Origin of the sequence: Plasticicumulans sp. (assembly GCF_035331805.1) — a bacterium.
Lineage (GTDB): Bacteria > Pseudomonadota > Gammaproteobacteria > Competibacterales > Competibacteraceae > Plasticicumulans.
Genome location: NZ_DAOLKE010000301.1, coordinates 1 through 4,277 on the forward strand (window position 1 = coordinate 1; position 4,277 = coordinate 4,277).

General features: G+C 72.0%; 3 protein-coding genes. 2 read left to right on the forward strand and 1 reads right to left on the reverse strand.

The genetic code is table 11. From position 1 onward, the window contains the following. A partial coding sequence (locus tag PKE44_RS15680) for an efflux RND transporter periplasmic adaptor subunit (protein ID WP_324552984.1) occupies positions 1–722 on the forward strand: 722 nt, incomplete at its 5' end. A 35-nt stretch (positions 723–757) separates the two neighbouring features. Beyond that, the gene (locus tag PKE44_RS15685) at positions 758–3,853 is read left to right on the forward strand and encodes an efflux RND transporter permease subunit (RefSeq protein WP_324552988.1); all 3,096 of its coding nucleotides are present in this window, start codon (positions 758–760) and stop codon (positions 3,851–3,853) included. 223 nt (positions 3,854–4,076) lie between these two features. Here the strand turns inward: PKE44_RS15685 and PKE44_RS15690 are convergent. Beyond that, positions 4,077–4,277, reverse strand: a 201-nt coding sequence (locus PKE44_RS15690; protein WP_324552991.1) for a hypothetical protein, incomplete at its 5' end; no start/stop codon positions are given.

Sequence of the window (4,277 nt, forward strand, 5' to 3'; positions counted from 1 at the left end):
CCGAGCGCGGCGACGAGCTGCTGCGCACCGGCGCCTGGACGCGCCGCCAGCAGGAGGATGCCTGGGCGGCGTCGATCACCGCCGATGCCACGCTCGCCGATGCCCGCGCGCGGCTGGCCGCAGCCGACAAGCAGCTCGCGTACACCGTCGTGCATGCGCCGATGGCCGGTCGCGTCGCCGAGCGGCCGGTCGCGGCCGGCGATGTGGTGCCGGCCGGTGCGACGCTGTACGTGCTGGTCGATCCGGCCAGCATGCGCCTCGAAGCCGCGGTGCCGGCCGCCGAGCTGCCGCGCGTGCAGGCCGGCGCGGCCGTGGAGTTCACGGTGCGCGGCTATCCGGACCGACGCTTTCGCGGCACGATCGAGCGCATCAATCCGATGGCCGACCCGGTCACCCGGCAGGTGACGCTGTACGTGGCGCTGCCGAACGCCGACGGCGCGCTGCTCGGCGGCCTGTACGCCGAAGGCCGCGTCGCCGCCGACGTGCGCGAGGCGCCGGTGCTGCCGATCGATGCGGTGCCGGCCGGGGCCGCGCAGGCGAGTCTCTGGCGCGTGCGCGAGGGCCGGCTCGAAAGTGTCACGGTTGAAACCGGGCTGCGCGATGCCGAGGCCGGATACGTCGAGATCCGCTCCGGGCTCGATGTCGGCGACCGCATCCTGCTGCGCCCGGCGCGCACGCTGCAGGCCGGCACGCCGGTCGAGATCCTGCCGGTGCTGCGCTGATGGAGGGCAGGGACGGGGCAGGGCAGGGGCGCGGCATGCGCATCTCGGATTTCAGCATCGAGCAGCCGATGGTGACGGTGGTCGCGATGCTGGCGCTGGTGCTGTTCGGCTTGTTTGCGCTGCTCGCGCTGCACACCGACGAGTTCCCGGACATCGAGCAGCCGGTCATCGTCGTCGGCATCCCGTACCCCGGCGCCTCACCCGAGGGCGTCGAGCGCGAGATCCTGGAGCGCGTCGAGGAATCGATCACCGGCATCGCCGGCATCCACGAGCTGCGTTCGAGCGCGAGCGACGGCTATGCGCAGCTGATCGTGTTCTTCGAGTTCGGCAAGAACATGCTCGAAGCCGGGCAGGAGATCCGCGACCGCATCTCGGCGGTGCGCGATCGCCTGCCCGACGAGATGAAGGAGCCGGTGCTGACCCGGGTCGATCCGGCCGACATCCCGGTGGTGTCGCTGACGCTGGCCTCGGACCGGCTGACGCCGGTCGAGCTGACCCGGCTCGCCGATCCCGGCATCGTGCGCGAGCTGCGTCAGGTGCCCGGCGTCGCGCAGGTCGATGTTGCCGGCGGCCAGACGCGCGAGCTGAACGTGCAGCTCGATCCGGCCGCGCTCGCCGAGGCCGGGGTCACGCTCGCCGAGCTCGTGCAGGCGCTGAACGCGCAGAACCTCGCCGCGCCGGTCGGGCGCCTGACGCACGGGGCCGGCGAGCAGACGCTGCGCCTGCGCGGCCGGCTCGACGGCCCGGAGGCCTTCGCGCAGCTCGTGGTCGCGCGCCGCGGCGAGCGCGTGATCCGGCTCGGGCAGCTCGCGCACGTCAGCGACGGCGCCGAGGAGGCGCGTTCGCTCGCCTTCTACGACGGCCGCCCCGCGATCGGCATCGGCGTGCTGAAGTCGCGCGGCGCCAGCACGACGGCGGTCAGCGCCGCGCTGCGCGCGCAGGTCGCGCAGGTGCAGGCGACGCTGCCGGCCGGCGTGGAGCTGCGCATCGTGCAGGACGCCGGCGAGCGCGTCGGCCATTCGGTCGCCAACGTCGGCGAGCACCTCGTGCTCGGCGCGCTGCTGACGGTGCTGACCGTGTTCCTGTTCCTGAACTCGTGGCGCTCGACCGTCATCACCGGTCTGGCGCTGCCGGTGTCGGTGCTCGCGGCCTTCGTCGCGGTCTGGGCCTGCGGCTTCACGCTGAACCAGATGTCGCTGCTCGGGCTGTCGCTTGCGATCGGCATCCTGATCGATGACGCCATCGTCGTGCGCGAGAACATCGTGCGCCATGTGCACCTGGGCCGTTCGCACCTCGATGCCGCGCGCGCCGGCACCGCCGAGATCGGGCTGGCGGTGACCGCGACCACGTTTTCCATCGTCGCGGTGTTCGTGCCGGTGGCGTTCATGTCCGGCGTCGCCGGCCAGTGGTTCAAGCCCTTCGCGCTGACCATCGCCTGCGCGGTGCTGGTGTCGCTGTTCGTGTCGTTCTCGCTCGATCCGATGCTGTCGGCCTACTGGCCCGATCCGCAGCCCGAGGCGCAGCGGCGCGGCTGGCTGACGCGCGCGCTCGATCGCTTCAACGCCGGCTTCGACCGGCTGACCGGACGCTACGTGCGCGTGATCGGCTGGGCGCTCGATCACCGGCTGGTGATGACGGCGCTCGCGCTCGGCAGCTTCTTCGGCGCGCTGTGGCTGCAGGCGCAGTTCGGCGGTGCGGCCTTCGTGCCGCCGAGCGACCGCAGCGAGCTGCGCATCGTCATCGACACGCCGCCCGGCTCCAGCCTCGAACACACGCGCGTGCTGGCCGAGCGCGTCGCCGGGCTTGCCCGCGCGCTGCCCGAGGTTCGCTACACCTATACGCGCGCCGGCAGCGCCGGCGATTTCACGGTCGGCGGCGTCGATACCGCGACCGTCTACGTGCGCCTGAAACCCAAGTCCGGACGCTCGCGCACGCAGGAGCAGATCGGCAACGCACTGCGCGCGCAGGCGCAGCAGCTCGCCGGTGCCGAGGTCGCGGTGTTCTCGGGCGGCTTCGGCGGCGCCTACAAGCCGATCCAGCTCAGACTGATCGGCCCGGATGCGCGCGAACTCGCCGAGACCGCCCAGCGCCTGCTCGCGGCGGCGCGCGAGGTGCCGGGCATCGTCGATGCGAACCTCTCGACGCGCGGGCGCAAGCCCGAGTACGAGCTGACGGTCGATCGCGGGCTCGCCGGTGCGCTCGGCATCACGGTCGCCGACATCGGCCAGGGTCTGCGCGTCGCCTATGCCGGACTCGAAGCCGGCGACTGGATCGACCCGGACGGCGAGACCCGCGACGTGACCGTGCGCCTCGCTCCCGAGTACCGCGAACTCGCCGCCGGGCTGGCGCGCCTGCCGGTCGCTGCACACGCCGCCGACGGGCGCACCGTGTCGCTGCCGCTCGGGCAGATCGTCACCGTCACGCCCGGGCTCGGGCCGCGGCGCATCGATCACTTCGACACCGAGCGCGTGATCGTCATCGAGGCCGCGACCCAGGGCGTGCCGCTCGCCGAGGCCGTGCGCCGGCTCGACGCGCGGCTGGCGCGTGAGCCGCTGCCGCCGGGCCTGCGACTGCAGCACGGCGGCGAGGCCAAAGATCAGGCCGAGGTGTTCGGCAACATCTTCTCGGCGCTCGGCATCGCGCTGCTGCTGATGTACCTGATCCTGGTGCTGCAGTTCGGCAGCTTCCTCGATCCGGTGCCGATCATGGCCTCGCTGCCGCTGTCGCTGATCGGCGTGGTGCTGGCGCTGCTCGTGACCGGCGACACGCTGAACATCATGAGCCTGATCGGCGTGATGCTGCTGATGGGCGTGGTCGCGAAGAACGCGATCCTGCTGATCGACTTCGCCAGGCAGGGCCGCGCGCGCGGGCTGGCGCTGCGCGAGGCGCTGATCGAGGCCGGGCGCGTGCGGCTGCGCCCGATCCTGATGACGACCTTCGCGCTGACCGCCGGCATGATCCCGGTCGCGCTCGGCCACGGCGAAGGGGCGGACTTCCGCGCGCCGCTCGGGCGCGCCGTGATCGGCGGCACGCTGACCGCGACGCTGCTGACGCTGCTGGTGATCCCGACCTTCTACGAGCTGACCGACGAATGGCGGACGCGGGTGCAGGGCTGGTGCCGGCGACGCTGAGCCCGAAGCGGCCTGCACGCGCTCGGATGAGTTGATACGAAGCCGTACGGGCTCTGGCCGGCGATGCGCGCATTGCATGGCTGCGTTTCAGAAATCGGAGGACTTGCGGGCATCCGGTGCCGCAATGGAGCAACCGGCGCCGGATCGGCAGGTCATGGCCAGCCGGCCGCGATTGCGCATCCGCCGGATCGTGCGCCGGAAGCCTGCGACGAAATTCGACGGATCAGGCGCTTGACGGTCGTTTCCGGCCGAAATCCGGGCTTTCCGGGCAAATTCCGGGCTGCGCCGCGCTCCCGGCAGTTTCCTGCTGCAGGGAATTCTTGCGGTGCAGCAGCGTCTGAGCCCGGCGTCGTGCCTGGGATCGCTTCGCAGAGCGGTCCCGCAAGCGCATGATCCGGCCTGCCGTGATGGCCGCATAAGATGC

Excerpts from the sequence above, each read along its gene's own strand:
- PKE44_RS15685 (WP_324552988.1), top strand. The coding sequence starts at position 758 with ATGCGCATCTCGGATTTCAGCATCGAGCAGCCGATGGTGACGGTGGTC.